Raw genomic sequence first — 25630 nt, 5'->3', positions numbered from 1 at the left:
CCGTCCGACCTTCTTCCGTCCGACCTTCTTCCGTCCGACCGCCTCCTGCCTGACCACCGTTGGCCCGGCTGTTCGCCGGTTGGCCGTTTCGGGGCTGGCTGGCTCGGGGGTGGGCATGGTTCAGCCTCCGGCCCGGATGGTGGTGCTGATCTGGGACAGGAAGGTCCGGGCCTCGTCGTCGAAGATCGCCATCCGGCGCAGCGACGTCCACCGGTCGTGGTAGAGGCTCACGCTCTCGGCCCCCTTGACGACCAGGTTGGCGTGCACCGTCTCCACCGTCACCACGGCGCAGTCCTCCTCCTCGTCCTCGTGGTCGTCGCCGGACGCGCCACCGTCCGCCTCGAACATGACGAACGCGTGCGCCATGCTGGTGGCCGCCTCCGTGTCGAGCGGGATGAGGCCGATGGAGACGTTCTCCAGGGTGCTGAGCGACGCGATCCGGTCGAGCTGGGCCAGCAGCAGGCGCGGTGGTCCCGGCCGCCACCGCAGGGCCGCCTCGGTGATGAGGAACTCGAACCGCTTGGCCTCGTCGTACAACGCGAGCTGCCGGTCCAGCCGGGCGGCGAGGACGGTGGCGAGCTTGTCCTCCGCGTACCCGGGCTGGAACAACGTCAGCACCCGCTTCACGTACTCGGCCGTCTGCAGCAGCCCGGGCACGAGCGCCGGCTGGAACGTACGAATCACCTGCGCCCCCCGCTCCAGCTTCTGGATCTCCCCCTGCAGATGCGGCCGGTTACGCAGGGCCGCCCGCCACGTCTGCACCTCGGTGAAGGCCGCCTGGGTGAGCGAGGCGAGTACCTGCCGGGTGTCATCGGGCGCGTTCACCGCCTCGGCCCACGCCATCACCTGTGAGAACGACGGCATCGCCGCACCGGCTTCGATCCGCGAGACCTTGGACTGGCTGATCCCGATCTGCTCGGCGAGATCTCGTCCGGAGACGCCGGCCATGTCACGCAAACGCCTCAACTCTGCTCCAAGCCATTGCCGCTTGATCTGCGGATCCATACCGTCGTCCGTCACCACAGGCACGTGCCTCCCGCATCGCCCGAGATCCCCACGCGTGTCCGATGCGCAGTGATTCGGCATGATTCAATCTGATGCGAGTTTGTGGGTGATTCGGTGAGTAGTCAATCACCGTACAGGTGGCGGCTCACCAGTTAGCGGTATAAAGACCGAAATATATGTCTCATAGCGACTTAGCATGATTCACCGGCAACCCCACCCCAGGCCCCACGACCTCGCTATGCTCCCGCGCGCCCCACCACCCCCACCCTCTCCTCAGCCCACCCCGCCCCATCTCCACCCCAGCCCGCGCACCTCCGGCCCGCGCATCTCCGGCCCCTTGTCTTACGTGCGCCCGTCGTGCCGCGAGTCGGGCTGTGTGGGCCGGGTCGCGCCGGTCTGTGGCGGCGCGTGAGGAGGCGGCCCGGAGGCGGCCCGGGGGCGGCCCGGGGGCGGCCCGGGGCGGCTGGGTGGTCGTGGCGGGTGTGGCGGGTGTGTGTGGTGGGTGTGACGTCGGGTCTGTGGCAGGCCGGACGGTGGGAGGTGTGCTCTGGCCGGAGCTTCTGGGGTGCGGGGCTTGGGGCTCTGGTTGCGCGCCTGGGGTCGGGGGCGCCGGCCGTACCGTGTCTGGTGGGGTGGGGGTGATCTGTGTGGGGCATGCGTAAATAGACGGGAATTTCGTATTTCCCTTGCGCGCACTTACCGCCTCGGTATGATCTGGCGCCGAGATTAGAACGAGGGCTTGAAAGCGGTTATCTCAAATCCATAAATTCGGATACCCTCAAACGACGGAGCGCCGAACAGTGGGATCTCATGCTGCCAGGTCGAAGCGTAAAAGATCGCGACTGGCGTTAGGGGTGCTCGTGGCCATCGCGCTTGTCGCCATACCGACGACGAGCGCCGTGGCGGGGGAGTCAGCCCGCCAGGCTCAGAAAACGCAGAAAGCGCAGAAAGCCGAAAAGATGCGGGCGCAGACCGCACCCGACACGCTTCAGGCGAGCCTGTGGAACAAAGGCCCGGTCACCGCCCCGCGCCGCGCCGAGCGGATACCCCTGGAACTCGGCGTACGCTTCACCGCCGACAGAAACGGCGAGATCGCCGGCATCCGCTTCTACAAGCCGCGCGGCGAGCGCGGCCGCCACGTCGGCACCCTCTGGGACGCCCGGGGCCGCGCGCTGGCCAGGGTGCAGTTCACCGGCGAGACCCGCGAAGGATGGCAGACGGCGCTCTTCGGCACCCCCGTCCCCGTCTGGGCGGGCGCCGTCTACACGGCCTCGTACCACACCCGCCACGGCACCTACGTCGCCCAGCGCGGCGGCTTCTCGCAGCCGGTCGTCTCCGGTCCGCTCTCCGCGCCGTCCGACCGTAACGGCGTCTTCGCGTACGGCAAGCGCTCCCGCTTCCCCTCCTACGCCAACCCGGCGAAGTTCAACTACTTCACGGACGTGATCTTCAACTACCGTCCGTCGCCCGGTCCCACGCCGACCGGCAAGCCGACCCCCACCCCCACCCGCACGGTGACCGCGACGCCGACACCGACCAAGCCCACGAGTACCCCCACGAAACCCACGACCACCCCCACGACGACCCCGACCAGCACCCCCACCAAGCCGACGACCACCCCGACACATCCGACCAGCACCCCCACCAAGCCCACGAGCACCCCGACGAAGCCGACCAGCACCCCGACCAAGCCCACGAGCACGCCGACAAAGCCGACCAGTACGCCCACCAAGCCCACCGACCCGCCCCCCATGACCGGTTTCCCCAATGAGGACAACACCGGCCCCACCATCTCCACATTCAGAAAGATCAAGGGCGGCGAGGTCAAGCAGGACGGCGCGGTGTTCGACGGCGTGGAGGTCAGTGAGGGCTTCGACATCTGGGCCGACAACGTGACGATCCGCAACTGCAAGATCATCGTCGGTGGCTACTGGGGCATCCAGCTACGCGAGGGCCACACCAACCTCACGGTCGAGAACTGCGAGATCGGCTCGAACAAGAAGACCAAGCTCGACATCGGCATCTGGAACGACGGCACCGGCAACATGACCGTTCGCCGCAACAACATCCACACCACGTCGAACGCCGCCATCATGGCCAAGTCCGGACTCATCGAGGACAACTACATCCACGACATGTGGCAGGCGAACCCGGGCGACCACACCGACGGCATCCAGACCAACGGCAACAAGGAAAAGAACAAGCTGGTGATCCGCCACAACACGATCATCAACCCGGAGAACCAGACCTCGGCCATCATCCTGAGCCCGGTCTTCGGCCCGATCCACGACGTGGAGGTCAGCGGCAACCTGCTCGCCGGCGGCGGCTACTGCATCTACGGCGGCGCCAAGCACATCGAGCACCCGTACTCGCCGTACAACGTGGTCATCAAGGACAACGTCTTCAGCCGCCAGGTCTTCAGCAAGTGCGGCTACTACGGCCCGATGGCCCACTTCGACGCCAAGGCCGAGGGCAACCTGTGGAGCAACAACCGCTGGGAGGACGGCGGCCAGGCCGTAGGGGCAGGCTGACCCCTCACCCGGGCGGCGGCACTCCACCACCGCCGCCCACCTTCCCCGGCAGCCCCCACCCGGCTCCCCGGGGATCCGGTGCGGCAGGAGCGGCAGGTGCGGCCGCGCCTGCCGCACTGGGCGGGCGCGCTGTCGTAGTCCCCGGACACGCTGCGAGATGGAAACCCGGCGACCGAGGCACAACGGGACCGCACTTCCGGGCGAACCTGGACAAGGTCGCGGTGCCCGGCACACGAGCGGTCAGGGGCGCTGCCAGTTCGGGTCGCGGCCGATCAGCCCGAGCAGCCGGTCCTGCGGGGAGGCGTCGGGTCCGACCTTGAACTCGGGCCCGAACACCTCCACTCCCGGCCCGAACGCCCCCGGCGTCCGGTACTGCTCGATCAGCTCCGGCGGCAGCGCGGAGACCGACTCCCACGACAGCCGCACGTCCTCCGGGTCGATCGTGGCGTCCTGTCCCGTGGCCTTGGCCAGGTCCCAGCCGTGCAGGGGCAGGTCGGCGCTGATGACCTCGTTGACGTGCCGGGCGGCGGTGAACCGCCCGGCCGGGGTGTCGCACTCGGTCGCGGCCGCGACCGGGTCGGCGAGCAGGGCCTCGACGTCCGCGCGCGCGGCGCGGAAGGCGGCGAGCGGGTCCTCCTTCACCGAGGGGGCGGGGCTGAGCGCGCGGCCGATCGGGCTCAGCATGACGGCGTGCATGTCCACGATGTGCCCCACCACGTCGCGGGCGGTCCACAGCGCGCAGGGCGACGGGTCCGACCACTGCTCCGGCTTGACGGCGGCGACCTTCGCCTCGAAGGCGTCGGCCCGGCGGTGGTAGACGTCGGCTATCTCGTTCATAACCCCTCGTTTCCATAACCTATTGGTTTTCTATCGGCTGAACGAGGGGTTGGTCAAGGCGGCGTCAGCCGAGCCAGCCCGGCACCACCAGCAATGCCCACGCCGCCAGCGGGCCGACGACCACGATGGCGGCGCCGTAGCCGAGGAGCTTGCGGTAGAAGACGTCGCGGTCCATGCCCCGGACGTTGGCCACGAGCAGCGCGCCCGTGGTCGAGAACGGGCTGACGTCCACGATCGCCGACGACACCGACAGCGCCGCGATCATCGCGATCGGGCCGAGCGTCCCCTGCGACAGGAACGGCACCGCCAGCGGCACCAGCGCCCCCAGGATGCCGACGGTCGAGGCGAACGCCGACACCACGCCGCCCACGTAGCAGATGAGCAGCGCGACCACGAGCGGGACGCCGATCGCGGCCACGTGCGTGCCGACCCAGTCGATGGTCCCGATCTCCTGCAGTACGCCCACGTAGGTGACCACGCCGCAGATCAGCAGCACCGTCGGCCACGCCACCCGCTCGACGGCGCCCTTGTTGGCCTTGGGCGAGGTGAGGGAGAGGATGACCGCGACGGTGACCGCGGTCAGGCCGAGGTCCAGCTTGAACGCGAGCACCCCCGCGCACAGCCCCACGATCCCGGCCAGCGTCAGCGCCTGGTGCACGGTCAGCCGCAGCCCCGTCCCCGGCCTGGCGATCGTGGCAGTCCCCCCGCCGCCGGAAACCCCGCCGCCGGAAACCGCACCGCCACGCTCCTCCTCGAGCGTCGACTCCGCGACCTCCTCCTCGGAAGGCCCGTCAGACGCGGTACGGCGGGCCAGCGCCGGCCCGCCGAACAGCAGGAACACGATGACCGCAGCCGCCGCGTTGAAGGCGAAGCTGGACAGGAACAGCACCAGGTTCGAGCTGGGCAGCCCCGCCTCCTTGGTGACCCCGTTCACGATGCCGCCCAGCACCGAGATCGGGGAGAACGCCCCGGCCTGGGTTCCGTGGGCGACCATGAGGCCGATGAGCAGGGCATGGATCTTGTACTGGGCGGCGAAGCCGTACGCGATGGGGGCGAGGATCGCGGCCACGGCGGGCGCGGGCGCGCCGACCGCGGTGAGCAGCGCGGCGATCGCGAAGATCACCAGCGGGATGGCCACGATGCGCCCGCGCACGAGATGGACGGCGGCGCGCACGAGCCAGTCGACGGTCCCGTTGTTGGTGGCGATCGCGAACAGCAGCGTCACCCCGACCAGGATCACGAACAGGCTGCCGGGGAAGGCGCCGAGGATGTCGTCGGTGCCCATCCCGGCGGCGAGGGTGCCGACGAGGAAGGCCCCGACGAGGGCCAGGGCTCCCAGGTTGACCGGGAAGGCCGTGGCCACCACGAACATCAGGATCAGGGCGAGTATGGACAGAAGTTCGGCGGACATGACATGACTCCGTTCTCCCCCGAGTCAGGTCAGCAGTCGGATGAGTTCGACGGGATGGCGGGCGGTGCGGCCGGTGCCGTGCGCGATCTGCTGGCGGCAGGACACCCCTGTGGCCGCGACCAGGGTGTCCTCGGCAGTGGCGGACACGGCTGGGAACAGCCGCAGGCCGCCGATCTTCATGGACAACTCGTAGTGCTCGGCCTCGAACCCGAACGATCCGGCCATGCCACAGCAGCCGGCGTCGAGTTCGCTCACCCGCGCACCGGGGATGCGCGCGAGCAGTTCGCGCGTGGCCGCGGTGCCGGTGACGGCCTTCTCGTGGCAGTGGCCGTGGAAGAGGATCGTGCGGCCGCTGAGAGCGTCGCCGAGCTGCAGCGCGCCGCCGTCGATGGCTTCGAGCAGCAGTTCCGGTACGAGGCGGGCGCGCCCGGCCACCGCCTGGACGCGGGGGTTGCCGGGCAGGAGCGCCGCGTACTCGTCCTTGAGCGTCAGCAGGCAGGACGGCTCCAGGCCGACGATCGGGGCGTCCGAGGCCGACAGGCGTCCGACCATGTCGTCCGCCATGCTCTTCGCCCGGTCGAGCAGGCCCTTGGACAGGCTCGACCGGCCGCAGCAGCCTTCGGCGGCCAGCCGTACCGTGTAGCCGGCCTGTTCCAGCAGTTCGACGGCGGCCCGGCCGATGGCGGGCTCGGTGAAGGAGGTGAAGGAGTCGGCCAGGAGGATGACCTCGCCCAGGCGGCCGGGGGCCGGGGTACGGCGGGCGTGCCAGCGCGGCAGCGTGTCGCGCTGGAAGCGGGGCAGCCGGCGCTGCCGGGCCAGGCCCAGGGCGCCGCGCAGCGGGGCGGCCAGCAGGTTGGACAGCGGCGCGGTGGCCGAGCCGAGCCGGTTGAGCGTGCGGATCGCGCCGAACAGCCGCGAGCGCAGCGGCACGCCGTGGGTCTGGTGGTACTGGTGCAGCGCCTCGCTCTTCAGCGAGGCCATGTCCACGCCGAGCGGGCACTCCGACGTGCACGCCTTGCACTCCAGGCAGAGGTCGAGGATGCCGTGCAGCCGCTCCTCGCCGAGCGCCGCCCGGGGGTCGGGTGAGGACAGCGCCTTGACCAGGGCGTTGGCCCGGCCGCGGGTGGAGTGCTCCTCCTCGCGGGTGGCCATGTAGGAGGGGCACATGACGCCCGTGTCCTCTTTGCGGCAGGCGCCGATGTTCATGCAGCGGTCGGCGGCGGCGTGCATGCCGTCCGCGAACGCCAGTGCCGTCCGCAGGGGCGGAGGCTCGGGGCGGGAGGGGTCGCGCAGGTGCTCGGTCATCGGGGCGGCGTCCACGATCTTGCCGGGGTTCAGCAGGTTGCCGGGGTCGAACAACCGCTTGACCTCCCGCATCGCCGCGTAGACGGCCGGGCCGAACAGCTTCTCGTTGAACTCCGAGCGGGCCAGGCCGTCGCCGTGCTCGCTGGAGTTCACGCCGCCGTGGCGGGCGGCCAGTTCGGCGATCTCCTCGGCGACCGCGCGCATGGCCGCGATCTCGCCGGGGGCGCGCAGGTCGACGAACGGGCGTACGTGCAGGCAGCCGACCGAGCAGTGGCCGTAGAAGCCGGCCTTCATGCCGTGCCGCTCCAGGATCCGCTCGAACTCCGCCACGTACGGCACCAGCGCCTCGGGCGGCACGGCGGTGTCCTCGACGAAGGCCAGCGGGCGCCGGCTGCCGACGCTGGAGGCCATCAGCAGTCCCAGCCCGGCCTTGCGCACCTTCAGCACGGCCTCGCGCTGCTCCTTGCCGACGGCCCGGAGCGTGTGGTAGCCGTGCCCGCCCGCCTTCCAGGCCCTGGCCAGCTCGTCCACCTTGCCGGCCGCGTCGTCGCCGAAGAACTCCACGAACAGCAGCGCCTCCGGATCGCCCTCCAGGATGTCGCCGAGCCGGGCGTACTCCACCCGCTGCCGGGACAGGTCGAGGATGGCCTTGTCCATGAGCTCGACGGAGGCGGCGTCCAGGGCGAGGGCCTCGTGGGTGGCGGCGATGGCGGACAGGGTCCCGGTGAAGTGGCCGACGGCGATCGCCCGCGTCGTGGGGCGCGGCACGAGGCGCACGGTCGCCTCCGTGACGATGGCCAGCGTGCCCTCGGAGCCGACGACGAGCGGGGTGAGGTCGTCCGGCGTGACCCGGTCGAGCCGGTAGCCGCCGGAATGGCGCCAGAAGCGCGGGTAGCCCGCCAGGTCCAGGTTCTCCAGGATCTTGTCCACCCCGGCGCGCAGCCGCCCGTCCGTGGCCAGGTCGGGGGTGGAGGCGTCGGCCAGGACCACGCTCAGGGCCCGCACGTGGTCGATCGTCGAGCCGTAGCGGATCGAGTGGCTGCCGGCGGAGTTGTTGCCGATCATGCCGCCGATCGTGGCCCGGTTGCTGGTCGAGGTGTCGGGACCGAACATCATCCCGTGCTTGGCCGCGGCCCGGTTGAGCTGGTCCTGGACCACGCCGGGCTGCACCCGGGCCAGGTCGCCGTCCAGTTCCAGGATGCGGTTCATGTGCCGGGAGAAGTCCACGATCACCGCGGCGCCCACGGTCTGCCCGGCCAGGCTCGTGCCCGCGCCTCTGGGCAGCACCGGCACCCCGAGGCCGCCGCAGGCCGTGACCAGTGCGCGTACGTCGTCGGTGTGCTTGGGGTAGGCGACGGCCAGGGGCTCGATGGCGTACATGCTGGCGTCGGACGAGTACAGGTGGCGGGTGTAGTCGTCGTCCCTGACCTCGCCTGCCAGCAGCGGCCCGAGCGTCCGCGCGAGGCTCACGCCCCGCCCTCCAGGTAGGCCAGGGCCCGCTGGACGCCGCCGTCCTTGATCGGCACCCCGGCCGCCCGCAGCCCCATCTCGACGCCGCTCAGCGTGCCGGCGAGCATGAGGTCGTTGAAGTGGCCGAGGTGGCCGATGCGGAAGACCCGCCCGGCGAGCCTGCCGAGGCCGGTGCCGAGCGACATGTCGAAGCGCTCCAGCACGATCCGCCGCACCTCGTCGGCGTCGAAGCCGTTCGGCACCGTCACCGCGGTCAGCGCGCTCGAGTATTCCCGCTCGTCGGCGCACAACACCTCGAGCCCCCATCCCCGTACGGCCCGCCGCGTCGCCTCCGCGTGCCGGTCGTGCCGGGCGAAGACCTGGGCGAGCCCTTCTTCCTCCAGCATGGACAGCGCCTCGGCCAGGCCGTACAGCAGGTTGGTGGGTGGGGTGTAGGGGAAGTAGCCGGAGTGGTTGGCCTCGATGATCGGCCGCCAGTCCCAGTAGGCGCGCGGCAGGCGCCCCTGGTGGTCCAGCGCCTTCGGGCTGACCGCGTTGAAGGCCAGGCCGGGCGGGAGCATCAGGCCCTTCTGGGAGCAGCCGACGGTGACGTCGACGCCCCACTCGTCGTGCCGGTAGTCGATGGAGCCCAGCGACGAGATCGTGTCGACCAGCAGCAGCGCCCGGTGCCCGGCGCGATCGAGCGCCGCCCTGATCTCGGGGACGCGGCTGCGCACGCCGGTCGAGGTCTCGTTGTGGACGACCATGACGGCGGCGGTCTCGTCGGTCAGGTGCTCGGCGACCAGGTCGGGGTCCACGCCGTGCCGCCAGTCGCCGGGGACGAGGTCGACCTCCAGCCCGAGCTTGGCGGCCATGCGGCACCAGAGCATGGCGAAGTGCCCGGTCTCGAAGGCCAGCACCCGGTCGCCCGGCGACAGCGTGTTGACCAGTGCCGCCTCCCACGCGCCGGTGCCCGAGGACGGGTAGACGACCACGTCGCCGCCGGTCTGGACGACCGCGGCGAGACGGGGGAGCAGGTCGAGCGTGAGCTCGGCGAACTCCGGTCCGCGATGGTCGATGGTCGGGCGCGCCATCGCCTGCAGGACGCGGTGCGGGACGTTGGTGGGGCCTGGGATCTGCAGGAAGTGCACGATTCCTCCGTGCCGTGTAGCGGCACAGCGTGCCGTGGTGCGGTTCACTAACCTTAGAAGCGGGTCGTCGAAGGAGTCAATGGATGCAGAACGTCGTCAACGCCCTGCGCGCTCTCGAAGAGGTCGCCGCCCGCCAGCCCATCGGCGTGGGTGAGCTGTCGCGCGCGCTCGGACTGCCGAAGAGCACGGTGCAGCGCTCGCTGCGCACCTTGCACGAGGCCGGCTGGATCCGGCCGGCCGGCGGCGAGGTGACCCGCTGGCTGGTCACCACCAAGGCGCTTCAGGTCGGCCGGCGCGCCGAGCTGGGCCTGCGCGACGTGGCGCTGCCGGTCATGGAGGAACTGCGGCAGCGCACCGGCGAGACCGTGCACCTGATGGTCCCGGAGGGCGACGCCGTCGTGCTCATCGAGCGCCTGGAGACCGACAAGCCCCTGCGCATCGTGCTCCCGCTCGGCATCCGGCTGCCGCTGCACGCCTCGGCGAACGGCAAGGCCGTCCTCGCCCACCTGCCCGGGGAACTGCCCGAGCTGGAGTCCTACACCCCGGCCACCATCACCGACCCCGCCGTGCTGCGGGAGGAACTGGCCGCGATCCGCGCCCAGGGCTGGGCCGGCAACCGGGGGGAGTGGCGCTCCGACATCGCCGCCGTGGCCGCCGCCGTCCTCGGCGCCGACGGGCCGGTGGCCACCCTCAGCGTCTCCTGCCCCGCCACCCGCATGACCGACGAGCTGCGCCCGGAGTGCGGCAAGCTCGTCACCGAAGCCGCCGCCCGGATCGCCGCCGCCCTCTGACCCCCGCGCTCAGGGGGCGAGGTAGCGGGTCAGGGCGATCTTGAGCTCGGTGACCAGTTCGTCCGGGTCCGGGGACGAGGAGAGCAGCGGCATCACCGCCTTCACCATCGCCACCGCCATCGTCCCCAGCGTGAGCGCGCGCGCCTGCGGCAGATCGGGTGCGCGCCGGCGCAGCATGGCGGCCACGTTGGCGGCGATGGCCGCGTGCAGGCGGGCCGCGGCGGAGGCCAGGCGGTCGCCGGTGGCCGAGCCGTACAACAGGGCCCAGTAGGCGGGCGCGCGCGACTTGAACGCGACGCTCTCGTCGACCAGCTGCCCGACCAGCACCTCCAGCGGCACCTCCGGCGTGAGCGCGGCCAGCCGCCCGGCCCAGAACTCCTGCCGCTCGTCGGTGTAGCGGGCGACGAGCCCGTCGAGGATCTCCTCCTTGTTGCGGAAGAACTGGTACAGCGACCCCGGCGACAGCCCCGCCCGCGCCGCGACGTGGTTGGTCGTCATGTCCGGATAGCCGATCTCGGCGATCACCAGCTCGGCGGCGTCGAGGATCTCGGCCATGCGCTTGAGCCCGCGCGCCTGCCTGCGGACGGGTCGCTCGGTCATGGGCACACCTCGTTGACAAATACGAGCATTTACTTGTATTTCTGGCTGGGACAGCAAAACACGAGCAGTTTACCGAGTTTCGGGGAGAAGTCTCATGACCGCCGTGCCGGCCCGTCCGCGCGCCGCGAAAGCGCCGCCACCACCACTGCCGAGGCTCCGCAAGCTGGGATATTTCCTGGTACGGCGCCGCCGCCTCGTCCTGTCCCTGGCCCTGCTCGCCTTCGTGGCCGCCGCCGCGCTGGCGGCAGGAGCGGTGCCGAGGTTGTCGCTGGCCAGGTTCGAGGCGCCCGGCTCGGAGTCGGACCGGGCCCAGGCCGAACTGGTGAACCGGTTCCAGACCGGCAGCCCCGACCTGGTCTTCCTGGTCACCGCGGTCAAGGGCGGCGTGGACGACCCGGCCGTGGCCGCCGCCGGGCGCGAGCTCACCGCCCGCGCGAAGGCCACACCCGGCGTGGCCGAGGCCGCCTCCTACTGGACCCGCGGCAACCCCGCCACCCTGCGCAGCGGCGACGGCCGGCACGCGCTCATCGTCGTCCGTGTCCCCGGCGACGCCGACCACGTGCGCGGCACGATCCTGCCCGTCCTGGTGCCGAGGATGGGCGAGGGGGTCGCCGGAGTGGCCGCAGTACGGGCCGGGGGCGGCGAGGAGGTGTTCCGCCAGACCGTCCCGCTGGCCCGGCAGGACTTCGTCCGGGCCGAGCTGGTGATCTTCCCGCTGGTGTTCGCGCTGCTGTGGTGGTACCTGCGGCGGGCGGTCGCGGCGCTGGTGCCGATCCTGGCCGGGGTGTTCGCGATGGCGGTCGGGCTGGCGCTGCTGCGCGGCGTCCTGGTGTTCACCGACGTGTCCACGTTCGCGCTGAACCTCACGCTCGCCATGGGGCTCGGGCTCGGCATCGACTACTGCCTGTTCGTCATCGCCCGCTTCCGCGAGGAGACCAGGGCCGGGCGCGAACGGGCCGACGCGGTGGCCGGGGCGGTGGAGCACGCGGGCCGGACGGTGATCTTCAGCGGGCTGACCGTGGCGGCCTCGCTGGCCGTGCTGTTCGCGCTGCCGTTCGGGTTCCTGCGCTCGTTCGCGTACGCGGGGATCGCGGTCGTGGCGGGCGGGGTGGCGGTGGCGGTGTTGGTGCTGCCGGCCGTACTGGCCAGTGCCGGGGGCGTCATGCTGCCCAAGCGGGAGCGGCCCGTACGGGGCGAGGGGTTCTGGCACGGGCTGGCCGTGCGTGTGATGCGGCGTCCGCTCCTGTACGGCGGCGCGGCCACGGCGGCGCTGCTCGTGCTGGCCTCGCCGTTCCTGGGCCTGAATTTCGGCACCGCCGACGACCGCATCCTGCCGCCGTCCGCGCCCGCGCGGCAGACCCAGGACGTCATCCGGCAGAACTTCCCCGCCGAGGAGACCGACGCCATCCAGATCGTCGCCACAAGCACCCCGTCAGGCGATATTTCGGGAGCGGGCGACATTTCGGCATATGCCGCCACACTCTCCCGCCTGCCCGGCGTCGCCCAGGTCGACTCCGCCGCCGGCTCCTACGCCCGGGGTGAGCGGACCGGCGACGGCGACCCCGCCAGGTTCGGCCCCGCCGCCCGGGGCACGTGGTTGTCGGTGGTCCCGTCCGCCCACGCCTTGGCCGGGGACCCGGTCGACCTCGTGGCGGCGGTCCGCGCCACCCCCGCGCCGTTCGAGCGGCTGGTCGGCGGCTACCCGGCCGAGCTGGCCGACTACCGCGCCTCCATCGTCGAGCGCCTGCCCCTCGTGCTGGCGCTGATGCTGGGCGTCACGTTCGTCCTGCTGTTCGCCATGACCCGCAGCCTGCTCATCCCGCTGAAGGCGACCCTCCTCAACCTCCTCAGCCTCGGCGTCATGTTCGGCGCGATCGTCTGGATCTTCCAGGAGGGCAACCTGTCCGGGCTGCTGGGCTTCACCGCGACCGGGACGCTGGACGCCAGCATCCCGATCCTCATGCTCTGCGTCGCCTACGGCCTGTCCATGGACTACGAGGTGTTCCTGCTGTCGCGGATCAAGGAGGAGTACGACCGCACCGGCGACACCACCCGCGCGGTCGCGGCGGGCCTGCGCAAGAGCGCCCCGCTCATCACCGCGGCGGGCGGCATCCTGGCGGCCTCGTTCGCCGCCTACGCGACGGCGAGCGTGTCGTTCGTGCAGATGCTGGGGGTCGGCATGGCGATCGCCGTCCTGGCCGACGCCACGGTGATCAGGGCGATCCTGGTCCCGGCGGCCATGCGCCTGGCCGGCCCGCTGAACTGGTGGCCCAGGAGGCGTTAGAGCGCCCGCGACCAGATCTGCTCGGTCACCGCGACGCCGTTCTCCTCGCCCTTCTCCTCCGACTCCAGCGCGAACCCGGCCGCCTGGTAGATCCGGCGCGCGCTCACGAGGTCGTCGCGCGTCCACAGCATGATCCGCTTGAACCCCTGCTCCCGCGCGTGCCGCAGGCACTCCCCGACCAGCCTCTGCCCGATGCCGAGCCCCCTGGCAGACGGCTCGACCAGCAGCATCCGGAGTTGCGCCGTCTCCTCGTCCCTGCGCATGCAGAACACGCAGCCCACCCGCTGCCCGTCGACCTCGACGATCCACCCGGCGTCGCACTCGGGGGAGTAGGCGGCGCAGATCCCGGCCACGGTCTGCTCGAAGGCCAGCCCCCAGCCGTACTCCTCCGCGTAGAGGGCGCCGTGCCGCTGCACGACCCAGCCCAGGTCCCCGGCGTGGGGGGATCTGATGAGGTACGGCTCCCGCCCGGCCACCGCCGCCGGGTCCCCGAGCAGGCGGCGGATCAGGGCCATGCCGCCCACCAGCCGCCCCTGGTCCTCCTCGGTCAGCCCGGCCAGCAGCGCCGCGACCTCGCCGGCCGCCTGCTCGTCGAGCCGGTCGAAGGTGGCGGCGCCAAGAGGGCTGAGCCGTACGAGCTGCTTGCGGGCGTCGTGGGGGGAGCGGCGGCGGGAGATGACGCCGTCGTTCTCGAAGCGGGTGAGCATGCGGCTCAGGTAGCCCGCGTCGAGGTCGAGCAGGGCCCGCAGCTCGCCGGTCTCCAGCTCGCCGGCGTGCGCGATCTCGAACAGCACCCGCACCTCGGTCAGCGAGTAAGGGGAGTCGAGCAGCCCTGCCTGGAGGACGCCGATCACCTTCGTATAGAACCGGTTGAAGGCCCTGACCTCAAAGACCCTTGCTTCCGTCAACGAACTCATTGCCCTAGTCAACCATGAAGAGGACTCTCCCGTGACGCAGCTCTACGTCGGTTCCTACGGCGACGGCATTCTCACCGCCGGTGAAGGCATCACCCCGGCCCCGTCTCCCTCCTTCCTGGCCGCGCACCCGGCGCTGCCCGTCCTGTACGCCGCGGGCGAGCTCGGCGAGGGCGTGCTGCTGTCGTACGCGACCGGCGGCGGCCTGAGCGAGACCGGCCGGCGGACGAGCGGCGGCGACAGCCCGTGCCACCTGGCCGTGCACCCGTCTGGCACGCTGCTGGCCGCGGCCAACTACGGCGACGGCGTCGCGAGCCTGCACCACCTCGACGCCGACGGCCGCTTCACCGGCGAGCCGATCCTGCTGCCCCACCAGGGCTCCGGCCCCCACCCCGACCGCCAGCGCGGCCCGCACGCCCACCAGTGCGTCTTCCACGGTGACGTGCTCCACGTCTCCGACCTCGGCACCGACGAGATCCGCCGCTACACGCTGACCGGCGACGCGCTCGAACCGGTGCGCCTGGCACCCGGCATGGGCCCCCGCCACCTGGTCTTCACCCCGGACGGGCGCGTCTACGTGGCCGGCGAGCTCGACGGCACCCTGCGCGCCTACGACGCCGACGGCTGGCGCGAACTGTGGCAGGCGCCGGCCAGCGCCGCCGCGGGCGTCAACTTCCCCGCCCACGTCGACGCCGCCGACGGCCGCCTCTACATACTCAACCGCGGCCCCAACACACTCTCCGTCTTCACCGCCGACGGGGACAAGCTCGCCGAACTCCCCTCCGGCGGCGACTGGCCGCGCCACTTCGCCATCGCCGGCGACACCCTCTGGATCGCCAACCAGAACTCCGGCACCGTCGACGCCTTCACCCTGGGCGGCGGCCTGCCCGCCCCCACCGGTGAGACGATCGCGGTCAAGAGTCCCGCCTGCGTGCTGCCGGTGTAGGCAAAGCCGCCCGCGCCCCCGGGCGGCGACGGTGATCATGAGCGCTCGTGCGCACGCTCTTCCCGGCCGCCGCCCGTGCCGTGGCCGCGGCCTTGGCCCTGACCATGGCCGCCGCCTGCACCGCCGCCGCTCCGGCCCCCGTCGCTCCGCCCGCGGCGCCGCCGGACGCCGCGGCGCCCTCGCGCGCGGTCCCGTGGCGGATCACCGGGCAGGGCGCAGAACACGAGATCGAGGGCTACGCCGACCGCGTCAGTGTCCTGCCGGGCGAGCGGTTCTGGCTGCGCGTGTCCACGACGGCGCCGCGCTTCACCGTGCGGGCCTTCCGCATGGGCGCGCCCGTCACGCAGGTGTGGGCCTCCGGCCAGGTCTCCGGCGTACGGCAGGCCGCGCCCAGGACCGGAGCGGCCCGCATGGTCAGCGCCGCCCACTGGAAGCCGTCGCTGCGCGTGCACACGGCCGGCTGGCCGGAAGGCGCCTACCTGCTGCGCCTGGACGCCTCCACCGGCGGTCAGCGGTACGTGCCGATCACCGTCAGGTCGGCCGCCACCGCCGGCCGCGTGGTGATCGTCAACGCGGTCACCACCTGGCAGGCCTACAACCGCTGGGGCGGCCGCGACCTCTACGAGGGGCCCGGCGGCTTCGCCGCCCGCTCCCGGGCCGTCACCTTCGACCGCCCCTACGACACCAACGGCGCCCGCCTCTTCCTCGACCTGGAGAAGGACGCCATCGAGGTGGCCGAGCGCAGCGGCGTCCGCCTCGCCTACCTGACCTCGCTCGACCTGCGCCCCGGCGTGCTGGACGGGGCGCGGGCCGTGGTCTCGCTCGGCCACGACGAGTACTGGACGGCCGACATGCGCGAGACCGTCACCCGCGCCCGCGACCGCGGCGCCAACCTGGCCTTTCTCGGCGCGAACGCCGTCTACTGGAAGATCGGGCTGAGCGGGCGGGTGGTCGAGTGCGACAAGGAGACGCGCTGCCCGCTCTGGCGCAGCGTCGCGCCGGAAAGCTCGCTGGTGGGGCAGATGTACGACTGCTTCCCCGCGGAGGCGGCGTACGTGGTGCGCAAACCGGGCCACTGGATCTTCGAGGGCACCCGCGGGCGCCGCTTCCCCGGCATGGCAGGCGTGGAGACGGACCGGATCTCGCGTGGCTCGCCGCGCGAGGTGGAGGTGCTGGCCGAGTCTCCGGTCGACTGCGGTGGCCGCGAGACCGTGTCCCACAGCACCTACTACGTCGCGCCCAGCGGCGCCGGGGTGTTCGCCAGCGGGACCATGCGCTGGGTGTGCGGCATGCGGGGGCGGCGCTGCGGCCACGGCGTCACCAAGGACGCCGCCGCCTTCACCCGCCGCGCCACCGCGAACATCCTGGCCAGGTTCGCCAAGGGCCCCGCCGGCCGGCTATGACCCGCCGGTGATCTCGCCGAGCATGCGCAGGATCTCCCGCTCGGCCGCCTCCTTGGTGACGCCGAGGCCCTCCAGCACGATCAGCGCCGGGACCTCGGCCGCCTCGGGCAGGGACAGCGTGCCGAGCAGGATGTGCTCGGTGCCCACGTAGTTGTGGCCGAGCCGCAGGGCCTCGCGCAGGGTCAGCTCCATGATCTTCCTGCCCTGGGCGGAGAACGGGACCTGCGGGCCGGGAGCGCCGGTGCCGGGCGGCAGCGAGTTGCGCATCGCCTCCTTGACCGTGGCCAGGGAGGCGCCGAGCGCGACCATGGACCGGCCGGCCAGCGCCTCGGGCTCGTGCAGCAGCCCCAGGACGATGTGGGCCGGCTCGATGTGGTCGTGGCCGGTGGCCTTGGCCTCTTCCATCGCGCCGACGACGCAGCGCCGGGCGCGCTCGGTGTAGCGGGTGTAGGCGGAGAGGTCGTCGCTCAGCGAGCCCTCCTTGGTGACGAACCGTTTCTGGGCGGCCTGCTTGGTCACGCCCATGCTGCGGCCGATCTCGGTCCAGGAGGCGCCGGAGTGGCGGGCCCGGTCGACGAAGTGGCCGATGAGGTGGTCGGCCACCTCGCCCAGGTGCTCGCCCATGAACACGGCGTCCGACAGCTCGCCGAGAGGGTCGCCGTCGGGGTGGCGCTTCTTGATCGCGTTGATGATGTCGTCGAGACGAACGGTTCCATCCATGCGTCAACGATAGGTTGACGATCGCGAATACGTCAACCTCTGGTTGACGATTTCACTGCTTGGTCAGGGCGACGGCGGCGCGCCAGCGGTCGTAGGCGGCGTCGTCGCGGGCGCCGGGCTCGAAGCGCCGGTCCAGGCGCCAGGTCGCGCGCAGTTCCTCGGCCGAGTCCCAGACGCCGGAGCCGAGACCGGCCAGGAAGGCGGCGCCCAGCGCGGTGGTCTCCTGGACGACCGGCCGCTCCACCGGCACGCCCAGCTGGTCGGCCTGCACCTGCATCAGCAGGTCGTTGCCGCTGGCGCCGCCGTCGGCCTTCAGCCCGGCGACCGAGCCGCCCATCACCTCCACCACGTCGCGCACCTCGAACGCGATCGCCTCCAGCGTCGCGCGCACCAGATGGGCGCGCGTGGTGCCGCGGGTGATGCCGGTGATGAGGCCGCGCGCCTGCGGGTTCCAGTGCGGGGCGCCGAGGCCGGTCAGCGCGGGCACGAAGACCACGCCGCCGCTGTCGGGGACCGTGCGGGCGACGGCCTCCGACTCGGGTGCCGTCCCGATCACGCCCAGGCCGTCGCGCAGCCACTGTACGGCCGCGCCGGTCACGAAGATCGAGCCCTCCAGCGCGTACGTCAGCTCGCCCGACGGCCTCTGCCACGCCACCGTCGTCAGCAGCCCGGCATCCGAGCGGACGATCTCCGAGCCGGTGTTGGTCAGGATGAACGAGCCGGTGCCGTAGGTGCACTTGACCTCGCCGGGCGCGAAGCACGTCTGGCCGAACAGGGCCGCCTGCTGGTCGCCTGCCATGCCGCTGATCGGCAGGGCGAGGCCCAGGAAGGCGTCCGGGTCCGTGCGGCCGATCGGGCCGTAGTTCGGGACGATCTCCGGCAGCGCGGACTCCGGGACGCCGAACAGCTCGCACAGCTCCGGCTCCCAGGTTCCGGAGGCCAGGCCGTACAGGAGAGTGCGTGAGGCGTTGGACGGGTCGGTGACGTGGCGCGCGCCCGCGGTCAGGCGGGCGACGAGGTAGCTGTCGACGGTGCCGAGCGCGGTGCGGCCCGAGGTGACGCCCGCCCACGCGGCGGGGTCGCGCTCGGCCAGCCAGGTGAGCTTGGTGGCGGTGAAGTACGGGTCGAGGCGCAGGCCGGTCAGCTCCGACACGCGCGGTTCGTGTCCGGCGGCGCGCAGGCGCTCGCAGATCCCGGCCGTGCGGCGGTCCTGCCAGACCACGGCCCTGCGCGGCGCGGCCAGCGTCCGCCGGTCCCACAGGACGGCGGTCTCGCGCTGGTTGGTGATCCCGGCGCACGACGGCGGCGACTGCGCGCCGCGCAGGGCCGTCGCGCACGCGGCGAGCGTGGCCTGCCAGATGTCCTCCGGGTTGTGCTCGACCCAGCCCGGTTCGGGGAAGTGCTGCGGAAACTCCTCATATCCCCGGGACTCGATCCGGCCGTCCTCGGTCACGATCAGGGCGGTGACTCCAGTCGTTCCCGCGTCAATGGCCAAAACAGTCACGGAACCGCCTTCCTGTTACTAATCTGGGCCGTGAATTTTGGTCTAGACCACTGCCCGAGGCCACGGGCACAATGCGATTCTGGGTCGTGAACCCCATTGGGAGGAACCCGCCATGCGTATTGGAGTGCTCACCGGCGGCGGCGACTGCCCCGGTCTCAACGCTGTGATCAGGGCCGTCGTCCGCAAGGGCGTGAGTGTTTACGGTCATGAGTTCGTCGGATTCCGTGACGGCTGGCGTGGCCCCCTGGAGGGGGACACGATGCCGCTGGACATCCAGGCCGTACGCGGCATCCTGCCGCGCGGCGGCACCATACTTGGCTCGTCCAGGACCAACCCCATCAAGATCGAGGGCGGCGTCGACCGCATCAAGGAGAACCTCGCGGCGGGCGGCGTCGACGCGCTGATCGCCATCGGCGGCGAGGACACGCTCGGCGTGGCCAAGCAGCTGTGGGATCGCGAGGTCAAGGTCGTCGGCGTGCCCAAGACGATCGACAACGACCTGTCGGGCACCGACTACACCTTCGGATTCGACACCGCGGTCAACATCGCCACTGAAGCCATCGACCGCCTCCACACCACGGCCGAATCGCACCACCGTGCGCTGATCTGCGAGGTCATGGGCCGGCACGCCGGCTGGATCGCGCTGCACGCCGGCATGGCGGGCGGCGCCAACGTCATCCTCATCCCGGAGAAGCCCTTCGACATCGACCGGGTCTGCGAGTACGTGGAGTCGCGCTTCCGCACCCGCTACTCGCCGATCATCGTCGTCGCCGAGGGCGCCCACCCGATCGAGGGCCAGATGACCCTGCAGACCGGCGAGCTCGACTCCTTCGGCCACGTACGCCTCGGCGGCATCGGCGAGATGCTGGCCAAGGAGATCGAGAAGCGCACCGGCAAGGAGGCCCGCACCACCGTGCTCGGCCACATCCAGCGCGGCGGCACCCCGACCGCGTTCGACCGGGTCCTGGCCACCAGGTTCGGCCTGCAGGCGATCGACGCCGTGCACGACGGCGCCTACGGCTCCATGGTCGCGCTGCGCGGCACCGACATCGTCAGGGTCGGTCTCGACGAGGCGACGGCCGAGCTCAAGACCGTCCCGGACGAGCGCTACGCGGAGGCCGAGGTCTTCTTCGGCTGAGCGTGCAAGCGGACCGTGATCATCCGTAAGCGGCTTGCAAGCGGCAGGCCGTACCTTTCAACGCAGCGGGGTTAGACGAACCGCTGCAACCCCTCTCAGGGTACGGCTCGCGCCGCGGAAGCATCGGCGGCCCACCGGGGCGCGAGCCGTACCCAGGACATAGCTCAACCGCGAGGCGTGCCGAAGAGATTCACCTCCGGCGCGCCTTCGTCGTCTCTGGCGGCCTTTCTGGCCTGGAAGGCGATCTCGCCGCGCAGTTCCTTCTCCGAGGGGGAGAGGATCACCAGCAGCAGCAGCCCGACGGTGACCACGCACAGGCCCACGATGAGCGGCAGCAGGAAGTCCAGGGCGCGCGAGCCCGGGATGGGCCCGGCGGACGGCACCAGCTCCACGGACATCGCGAACATGCCGGTGTAGTGCATCCCGGACACCGCCGCGCCCATCATGAGCGCGGCCCCGCCGATGCGCCAGGCGCCCCGCACCCGCAGCGTGAACCAGAGCGCCACCGTGGCCGCGACGACCGCGATGAGGATCGACAGGGCGACGACGAGCGGGTCGTAGTGCACGTGCCCGGACATGTTCATGGCGGCCATGCCGAGGTAGTGCATGCCGGCGACGCCGAGCCCGGTCAGGGCGCCGCCACCCAGCAGGTACGGCGGGCGGGACCCGCCCCGGCCGACCAGGAGGAGCCCGGCGCCCACGACCGCCACCGCGAGGACCGCCGAGGCCACCGTGAGCGTGACGTCGTAGCGGATGGGCGTGCCGGTGACGGCGAAGCCCATCATGGCGATGAAGTGCATCGTCCAGATGCCCGTGCCGCCGATCGCGAGCGCCGCGCCGACCAGCCAGAACCGGCCCTCACGACCGCCGACGAGGCGGGCGCGGGAGGTCAGCAGGAGGCCGAGCATGGAGCCCGCGCTTGACATCACGTAGGCGAGAGCGGGTGTCAGGAACCCGAAGGAGAAGTGATCGACAGCTGACATGGGCATGCGTCCCTTGATGAGTAAAGCAAGGGGAGTATGGGGCCCAGGTCGCTGCCTGTGCAACTACCGGCGGCGCGACCTCCCCGCGGGCTGCGGCCTGGGGGCCGGCGCGGGGTAGGTGAGCTGCTGTGACGTCCGCCTGCGCAGCTCCAGCCTGGCGAGGAGCTCGGCGTCCTCGTGGAGCTCCTCCTCCGAGGGCGACAGGATGACCATGAGCAGCATGGTCAGCGTGATCAGGCTGATCACGGTCATGAGCGGCACGAGGAAGTCGAGCGCGTCGGCGCCGGGCACCGGCGCGGGCGCGTGGTGCGGGGTGACGGTCATCGCGAACATCCCCGTGTAGTGCATGCCGGCCACCGCGACGCCCATGACCAGGGCGGCGGCGGCGATCCAGATGGGCCGCCTGACCCGCAGCGTGAACCAGAGCGCCACCGTCGCGGCCACGACCGCGATCGCCACCGACAGGGCCACCGTCAGGCGATCGTAGGAGACGTGGGCGGACATGTTCATGGCGTACATACCGAGGTAGTGCATGCTCGCCACGCCGAGGCCGGTGAGCAGTCCGCCGCCGAGCAGCGCCAGCACCCGGCCGCCGCCGTAGGAGACGAGGAACAGGCCGGTGCCCACGACCACGATCGCGACGAGCGCGGAGGCCACGGTCAGCGGGACGTCGTAACGGATCGGGGTGCCCTCGATGTCGAAGCCCATCATGGCGATGAAGTGCATGACCCAGATGCCGGTGCCGCCGATCGATACGGCCGCGCCGAGCAACCAGCGCACCCGCGAACCACCGCGCGAGGCGTGGGCCTGAGCGGTCAGCCGCAGTCCGAGCATTGACCCGATGCACGACATCACGTAGGCGAGGGCCGGGGTGAGCGGGCCGTGGGTGAAATGATTAACAGCGGTAGACATGTATCGATATTTCCTTGCATTAGGGATCACCGGATTCTGGCAGTGGTGTGGCCCGATTCGCATGGATACTTCGACTATCTGTCAACCGCCCCTGTCGGAAACGTGAGAATGATTCATGGGTATCGAGGGACCGTTCTGGCGCGCGATCGCCGTCTTCAGGATCGCGTCGCTGGTCTACGCCGGTGTGCTCCTGGTTCAGCACGACGGGTACGCCCGGCCCGTCATGGGGTGGTTCGTCCTCAGCCTCATGGCACTGTGGACCGCGGCGTCGATCTTCGCCTACTCCGTGGAGGCGCTGCGCGGCTGGCCGCTGCTGGTCATCGACATGCTGGTGACACTGGCCTGCCTGCTGGCCTCGCCGTACGTGGAAGGGCCCTACCAATACGCCGAAGGCGTCATGCCGCTGCCCGCCACCTGGATCGCCGGGCCCGTGCTCGCCTGGGCCGTCTACGGCGGACGCCGCCTCGGCGCCCTGGGCGCGGCCATCGTCGCCGCGGCCGACGTCTGGCTGCGCGTACGCACCCCCGACGCGCCCGTCCTCATCAACGGCGCCGTCCTGCTGTTCCTGTCCGGCGTCGTGGTCGGCCACGTCGCGCGCCTGGCCAAGCAGGCCGAGGAACGTATGCAGCGGGCCGCCGAGATGGAGGCCGCCCAGCGCGAGCGCGACCGCCTCTCGCGCGGCATCCACGACTCCGTGCTCCAGGTGCTCGCGCTGGTGCAGCGGCGCGGCCAGGAGATCGGCGGCGAGGCGGCCGAACTCGGGCGCCTGGCCGGAGAGCAGGAAGCCGCCCTGCGCGACCTGATCTCCCTGCGCCCCGCCCCCTCCGGCGACCTGCGCTCCCTCCTCACCAGGTACGGCTCCGCCACCGTCACCGTCTCCACCCCCGCCACCCCCATCGTCCTGCCCCCGGCCACGGCGGCCGAGATCGCGGCAGCGGTCGGCGCGGCCTTGGACAACGTCCGCACCCACGTGGGGCCGGACGCCCGCGCCTGGGTCTTCGCCGAGCAGGAGGAGGACTGCGTCATCGTCAGCGTCAGGGACGAGGGCGACGGCATCCCCCCTGGCCGCCTGGAGGAGGCCGAGCGGGACGGCCGGATGGGCGTGGCCCAGTCGATCAAGGGCCGCATCGCCGACGCGGGCGGCACCGTCACCATCATCACCGCCCCCGGCGAGGGCACCGAGATCGAAATCAGGATCCCCGTCCGGCCCTAGAGCGTCGTCGCGCTTTGGGGGTTCGCCTTTCCACGCTCGCACCCGCCTTGGGCACGATCGTGCGCCCCTCCACAAGCCCCGCCATCGCCCGTCCCGGCATCGCCTCCCGACGCCGCCCGCCCCGGCGCTGCCCGTCCCGGCATCGCCCGGCCTCTGGCGGCGGTGTCGCCCCTCCCGGGCGCGGCCGTCTCTCGGGAGGTGTCTCACCTTCGCTCGTGCTTCAGGCGGCATCGCCTGCTTGGCGCTCGCTCGCCACGTGCCCATGCCTCGGGGCGTCGGCCCGAGCTGCCGGGGTGTCGCCCTTCTCGTTCGGGGCGCTGTGTCGCTTTCGCGGCCAGGCGTTCGGGTGATTTCCGGGTGCGTCTGTGGAGGGGTGCCGGGATTGCTGCCCCCTTGGGGTCTGGGCGGTGACCGCTTCTGGGGCCCTAGCCCGCTGCCGTACGCTGCGGGCATGGTGCGGGTCATGGTGGTGGACGACCACCCGATGTGGCGTGACGGGGTGGCCAGGGATCTGGCGGAGGCCGGGTACGAGGTCGTGGCGGCCGTGGGGGAGGGGCGGCAGGCGATCCGGGTGGCCGGGGCGGTGCGGCCCGAGGTCGTGGTTCTCGATCTGCAACTGCCGGATCTGTCGGGCGCCGAGGTGGCGCAGGGGCTCAGCGGGCTGGAGAGCCCGCCCCGGGTGCTCGTGTTGTCGGCCAGCGCCGAACAGGACGACGTGCTGGCGGCGGTCAAGGCCGGGGCCTCGGGGTATCTGGTGAAGTCGGCCTCCCGCGAGGAGTTTCTCGACGCGGTACGGCGGACCGCCGAGGGTGACGCGGTGTTCACGCCGGGGCTGGCGGGGCTGGTGCTGGGGGAGTACCGCAGGCTGGCGGCCCAACCGGCGCAGGAAGAGGACGGCCCGCGGCTGACCGAGCGGGAGACCGAGGTGCTCAGGCTCGTGGCCAAGGGGCTGTCGTACCGGCAGATCGCCGACCGGCTGGTGCTCTCCCACCGGACCGTGCAGAACCATGTCCAGAACACTCTCAACAAGCTCCAGCTGCACAACCGGGTGGAGCTGGTCCGATATGCGATCGAGCGTGGTCTGGACGAGGACTAAACTCGGTAGGTCGAAAGCACTGGAAATATCGGAGGACCCCCATGACGATCACCGCCCTGGGTGAGCCGTGCGTACTGCTCAAGCTGGGCGAGATCGTCCTCAAGGGCAAGAACCGCGAGCTGTTCGAACGCCGCCTGATCGGCAACATCCGCAACGCGCTGCGCGAGCTCGACATCAAGGTCGACGTGCGCAAGCGGCACGGCGTGATCGCCATCTTCCTGCCCACTGGCACCACCGTCGAGCAGGCCGACGCGGTGGCCGCCCGGGTCGCCGACGTGCCGGGGCTGGTCTGGATCCACCGCGCCTGGCGGGTCGCCAAGGACCCGGACACGGTCGTCAAGGCCGGTCTCGAACTGGTCCGCGACACCGAGCAGGCGGCCCGCAAGGCCACTTTCGCCGTCCGCTCGCGCCGCCGCGACAAGCGTTTCCCGCTGCGCTCCAACGAGCTCGACCGCATGGTCGGCGGCGCCATCAACGACGAGTACGGCCTGCCCGTCGACCTCAAGAACCCCGCGCTCACCCTCCACATCGAGGTCGACCGCGACGAGGTGTTCGTGTTCACCGACGGCCTGCCCGGCCAGGGCGGCCTGCCCGTCGGCTCCAGCGGCAGGGCGCTCGTGCTCATGTCCGGCGGCATCGACTCGCCCGTCGCCGCCTACCGCATGATGCGCCGCGGCCTGCACGTGGACTTCCTGCACTTCTCCGGCATTCCGTTCACGACGAGCGAGTCGATCTACAAGGCGTACGCGCTGGTGCGCAAGCTCGACCGCTTCCAGGGCGGGTCGAGGCTGTGGGTGGTGCCGTTCGGCAAGGCGCAGCAGTCCATCCGCAACTCCGGCCAGGACCGGCTGGCGGTCATCGCGCAGCGACGGCTCATGCTGAAGACCGCCGAGGAGGTCGCCCACCGCATCCGCGCCGCCGCCCTGATCACCGGCGACGCGCTCGGCCAGGTCTCCTCCCAGACCCTCGCCAACATCACCGCCCAGGACCACGCGGTCGAGCTGCCGATCCTGCGGCCGCTGGTCGGCTGGGACAAGACGGAGATCATGGCGGAGGCGCGCCGGATCGACACGCTGGCCATCTCCGAGCTGCCGGACGAGGACTGCTGCTCGCTGCTGGCGCCGAAGCGGGCCGAGACCCGGGCCAAGATCGAGGACCTGAAGCAGATCGAGAAGCGCCTCGACGCCGAAGAACTGGCGGTCCAGCTGGCCGACTCCATCCAGGAATACACCCTGGAAGGCGTCAGCCCCACCGCCTGAACCCCAGCCAACGAAGAACCCCGGCCCACCCACAAGACCTTCGCAGCCGGAACCACGGGACCACCACAAAACCTCTGCGACCCGGTCCAAAAGGCTCCCCGCTCGGCCGGCCCATGGGATCTCTACGGGCCGGTTTCCGGGGTGTGTTGCCTGGCGGGGTCCACGAGGTCGTCGCGGG

20 protein-coding genes are annotated in these 25630 nt (G+C 71.4%); 9 read left to right on the top strand and 11 right to left on the bottom strand.

From position 1 onward, the window contains the following. Positions 1–120 precede the first annotated feature (120 nt). On the bottom strand, positions 121–1005 hold the full coding sequence (locus ACFWYW_RS07160) for a helix-turn-helix domain-containing protein (RefSeq protein ID WP_379611674.1): 885 nt from the start codon (positions 1003–1005) through the stop codon (positions 121–123). A gap of 959 nt (positions 1006–1964) precedes the next feature. Between ACFWYW_RS07160 and ACFWYW_RS07155 the strand changes: the two genes are divergently transcribed. Beyond that, positions 1965–3536 carry a DUF4082 domain-containing protein gene (locus tag ACFWYW_RS07155; RefSeq protein WP_379611675.1) on the top strand — a complete coding sequence of 524 codons (1572 nt, stop codon included), beginning with the start codon at positions 1965–1967 and terminating at the stop codon, positions 3534–3536. 240 nt (positions 3537–3776) lie between these two features. Here the strand turns inward: ACFWYW_RS07155 and ACFWYW_RS07150 are convergent, their stop codons facing one another. From ACFWYW_RS07150 to ACFWYW_RS07135, 4 genes are all read right to left on the bottom strand, one after another. Further along, entirely contained in the window at positions 3777–4373 is a 597-nt protein-coding gene (locus ACFWYW_RS07150; RefSeq protein ID WP_379611676.1) for a TIGR03086 family metal-binding protein, read from the bottom strand. Between the two features lie 64 nt (positions 4374–4437). Further along, complete coding sequence (locus ACFWYW_RS07145) at positions 4438–5784, bottom strand: SLC13 family permease (RefSeq protein WP_379611678.1); 1347 nt, start codon at positions 5782–5784, stop codon at positions 4438–4440. 24 nt (positions 5785–5808) lie between these two features. Continuing rightward, a complete protein-coding gene (locus ACFWYW_RS07140; protein ID WP_379611680.1) occupies positions 5809–8559 on the bottom strand; it encodes an FAD-binding and (Fe-S)-binding domain-containing protein in 2751 nt (916 codons plus the stop codon). After that, positions 8556–9689, bottom strand: coding sequence for a pyridoxal-phosphate-dependent aminotransferase family protein (locus ACFWYW_RS07135; RefSeq protein ID WP_379611682.1), 1134 nt, complete (start codon positions 9687–9689; stop codon positions 8556–8558). Before ACFWYW_RS07135 ends, ACFWYW_RS07140 begins: the two co-directional genes overlap by 4 nt. 83 nt (positions 9690–9772) lie before the next feature. On the opposite strand from ACFWYW_RS07135, the gene ACFWYW_RS07130 reads away from it, so the two are divergent. Beyond that, on the top strand, positions 9773–10480 hold the full coding sequence (locus tag ACFWYW_RS07130; protein ID WP_379611683.1) for an IclR family transcriptional regulator: 708 nt from the start codon (positions 9773–9775) through the stop codon (positions 10478–10480). A 9-nt stretch (positions 10481–10489) separates the two neighbouring features. Here the strand turns inward: ACFWYW_RS07130 and ACFWYW_RS07125 are convergent, their stop codons facing one another. Next, complete coding sequence (locus ACFWYW_RS07125; protein WP_379611684.1) at positions 10490–11080, bottom strand: TetR/AcrR family transcriptional regulator; 591 nt, start codon at positions 11078–11080, stop codon at positions 10490–10492. 94 nt (positions 11081–11174) lie between these two features. On the opposite strand from ACFWYW_RS07125, the gene ACFWYW_RS07120 reads away from it, so the two are divergent. Next, positions 11175–13364, top strand: a complete 2190-nt coding sequence (locus ACFWYW_RS07120; protein ID WP_379611685.1) for an MMPL family transporter — start codon at positions 11175–11177, stop codon at positions 13362–13364. Here ACFWYW_RS07120 and ACFWYW_RS07115 read toward each other — a convergent pair. Next, positions 13361–14218 carry a GNAT family N-acetyltransferase gene (locus ACFWYW_RS07115; RefSeq protein ID WP_379640926.1) on the bottom strand — a complete coding sequence of 286 codons (858 nt, stop codon included), beginning with the start codon at positions 14216–14218 and terminating at the stop codon, positions 13361–13363. The genes ACFWYW_RS07120 and ACFWYW_RS07115 overlap by 4 nt on opposite strands. 94 nt (positions 14219–14312) lie before the next feature. Here ACFWYW_RS07115 and ACFWYW_RS07110 point away from each other — a divergent pair, with 94 nt between their 5' ends. Together ACFWYW_RS07110 and ACFWYW_RS07105 are read left to right on the top strand one after the other, a co-directional pair. Continuing rightward, positions 14313–15224 (top strand): lactonase family protein, encoded by a 912-nt coding sequence (locus tag ACFWYW_RS07110; protein WP_379611688.1) that lies wholly within the window; start codon positions 14313–14315, stop codon positions 15222–15224. 47 nt (positions 15225–15271) lie between these two features. Next, positions 15272–16627 (top strand): N,N-dimethylformamidase beta subunit family domain-containing protein, encoded by a 1356-nt coding sequence (locus ACFWYW_RS07105; RefSeq protein ID WP_379611689.1) that lies wholly within the window; start codon positions 15272–15274, stop codon positions 16625–16627. Here the strand turns inward: ACFWYW_RS07105 and ACFWYW_RS07100 are convergent. After that, entirely contained in the window at positions 16622–17347 is a 726-nt protein-coding gene (locus ACFWYW_RS07100; protein ID WP_379611690.1) for a Clp protease N-terminal domain-containing protein, read from the bottom strand. The two genes, ACFWYW_RS07105 and ACFWYW_RS07100, sit on opposite strands and share 6 nt — an antisense overlap. Before the next feature lie 52 nt (positions 17348–17399). Further along, positions 17400–18851 carry an FGGY family carbohydrate kinase gene (locus tag ACFWYW_RS07095; protein ID WP_379611691.1) on the bottom strand — a complete coding sequence of 484 codons (1452 nt, stop codon included), beginning with the start codon at positions 18849–18851 and terminating at the stop codon, positions 17400–17402. A 112-nt stretch (positions 18852–18963) separates the two neighbouring features. Between ACFWYW_RS07095 and ACFWYW_RS07090 the strand changes: the two genes are divergently transcribed. Then, a complete protein-coding gene (locus ACFWYW_RS07090; RefSeq protein ID WP_379611692.1) occupies positions 18964–19989 on the top strand; it encodes a 6-phosphofructokinase in 1026 nt (341 codons plus the stop codon). 164 nt (positions 19990–20153) lie between these two features. Here the strand turns inward: ACFWYW_RS07090 and ACFWYW_RS07085 are convergent, their stop codons facing one another. Both ACFWYW_RS07085 and ACFWYW_RS07080 read right to left on the bottom strand, forming a co-directional pair. Next, a complete protein-coding gene (locus ACFWYW_RS07085; RefSeq protein ID WP_379611693.1) occupies positions 20154–20972 on the bottom strand; it encodes an MHYT domain-containing protein in 819 nt (272 codons plus the stop codon). A 63-nt stretch (positions 20973–21035) separates the two neighbouring features. Continuing rightward, entirely contained in the window at positions 21036–21884 is an 849-nt protein-coding gene (locus ACFWYW_RS07080; protein ID WP_379611694.1) for an MHYT domain-containing protein, read from the bottom strand. Positions 21885–21999: 115 nt separating this feature from the next. Between ACFWYW_RS07080 and macS the strand changes: the two genes are divergently transcribed. From macS to thiI, 3 genes are all read left to right on the top strand, one after another. Continuing rightward, positions 22000–23097, top strand: a complete 1098-nt coding sequence (gene macS / locus ACFWYW_RS07075; protein ID WP_379611695.1) for a MacS family sensor histidine kinase — start codon at positions 22000–22002, stop codon at positions 23095–23097. A gap of 451 nt (positions 23098–23548) precedes the next feature. Next, a complete protein-coding gene (locus tag ACFWYW_RS07070; protein ID WP_184975872.1) occupies positions 23549–24193 on the top strand; it encodes a response regulator transcription factor in 645 nt (214 codons plus the stop codon). Between the two features lie 41 nt (positions 24194–24234). Next, entirely contained in the window at positions 24235–25452 is a 1218-nt protein-coding gene (thiI, locus tag ACFWYW_RS07065; RefSeq protein WP_379611696.1) for a tRNA uracil 4-sulfurtransferase ThiI, read from the top strand. Positions 25453–25630 lie beyond the last annotated feature (178 nt).

It is taken from the genome of Nonomuraea sp. NPDC059023 (assembly GCF_042740095.1).
Classification (GTDB): Bacteria; Actinomycetota; Actinomycetes; order Streptosporangiales; family Streptosporangiaceae; genus Nonomuraea.
This window is presented reverse-complemented; position numbering and strand designations above follow the sequence as displayed.

Excerpts from the sequence above, each read along its gene's own strand:
- ACFWYW_RS07100 (WP_379611690.1), bottom strand. The coding sequence starts at position 17,347 with ATGGATGGAACCGTTCGTCTCGACGACATCATCAACGCGATCAAGAAG.
- ACFWYW_RS07070 (WP_184975872.1), top strand. The coding sequence starts at position 23,549 with ATGGTGCGGGTCATGGTGGTGGACGACCACCCGATGTGGCGTGACGGG.
- ACFWYW_RS07120 (WP_379611685.1), top strand. The coding sequence starts at position 11,175 with ATGACCGCCGTGCCGGCCCGTCCGCGCGCCGCGAAAGCGCCGCCACCA.
- ACFWYW_RS07150 (WP_379611676.1), bottom strand. The coding sequence starts at position 4,373 with ATGAACGAGATAGCCGACGTCTACCACCGCCGGGCCGACGCCTTCGAG.
- ACFWYW_RS07160 (WP_379611674.1), bottom strand. The coding sequence starts at position 1,005 with ATGGATCCGCAGATCAAGCGGCAATGGCTTGGAGCAGAGTTGAGGCGT.
- ACFWYW_RS07145 (WP_379611678.1), bottom strand. The coding sequence starts at position 5,784 with ATGTCCGCCGAACTTCTGTCCATACTCGCCCTGATCCTGATGTTCGTG.
- ACFWYW_RS07125 (WP_379611684.1), bottom strand. The coding sequence starts at position 11,080 with ATGACCGAGCGACCCGTCCGCAGGCAGGCGCGCGGGCTCAAGCGCATG.
- ACFWYW_RS07130 (WP_379611683.1), top strand. The coding sequence starts at position 9,773 with ATGCAGAACGTCGTCAACGCCCTGCGCGCTCTCGAAGAGGTCGCCGCC.
- ACFWYW_RS07155 (WP_379611675.1), top strand. The coding sequence starts at position 1,965 with ATGCGGGCGCAGACCGCACCCGACACGCTTCAGGCGAGCCTGTGGAAC.
- macS (WP_379611695.1), top strand. The coding sequence starts at position 22,000 with ATGGGTATCGAGGGACCGTTCTGGCGCGCGATCGCCGTCTTCAGGATC.
- ACFWYW_RS07090 (WP_379611692.1), top strand. The coding sequence starts at position 18,964 with ATGCGTATTGGAGTGCTCACCGGCGGCGGCGACTGCCCCGGTCTCAAC.
- thiI (WP_379611696.1), top strand. The coding sequence starts at position 24,235 with ATGACGATCACCGCCCTGGGTGAGCCGTGCGTACTGCTCAAGCTGGGC.
- ACFWYW_RS07085 (WP_379611693.1), bottom strand. The coding sequence starts at position 20,972 with ATGTCAGCTGTCGATCACTTCTCCTTCGGGTTCCTGACACCCGCTCTC.
- ACFWYW_RS07080 (WP_379611694.1), bottom strand. The coding sequence starts at position 21,884 with ATGTCTACCGCTGTTAATCATTTCACCCACGGCCCGCTCACCCCGGCC.